Source organism: Vibrio sp. 2033 (assembly GCF_033339735.1).
Window position 1 is genome coordinate 1 of sequence record NZ_JAWOVC010000922.1, and the last position, 500, is coordinate 500.

The window sequence follows — 500 nt, forward strand, 5'->3', positions numbered from 1 at the left end:
AAGTTACCGATCATTTCATCGAGGTCGGTTTTTTCGACTGCAACATTCAACTCAGAATCAAGCTCATTAACTAAGGTGATGTCTCGCTCGGCATAGACTTTATCGAACGCCATTGAGATAGCATCCACTCGCTCTGCTGGATTGGCTTTGACAGAAAGGATGTTCATGGAACCCGCCATTCGAGCGCGACCTAAATGATAGTCGATGTGATCTTGAATCTGGTTGAGTGGGGCGTTTAAGCGTGCTTGCGTTTTGGGCTCTAGCGTTTGCACTTCATTTTTTAACACAGATAGCGGCGTTTTAAGTGCGTGTGACAAATTACCCGCGTGGTTACGCGCACGTTCCAGTAACTCCTGATAGTGGAAAAGCAGAGCATTGAGGTCAGAAATAAGCGGCGAAATTTCTTTCGGATAAGTTTCTTCTAAACTCTTTTTATTTCCAGCTTTGAGCTCTGCCAGCTCTTTTTGCAGTTTAGTTAGTGGACTCAATGACCAAACGAT

1 pseudogene is annotated in these 500 nt (G+C 44.6%); it reads right to left on the reverse strand.

Annotation, left to right across the window (positions count from 1 at the left end):
- Positions 1–500: pseudogene (locus R7P74_RS29840) on the reverse strand (ATP-binding protein); the annotation flags it as partial.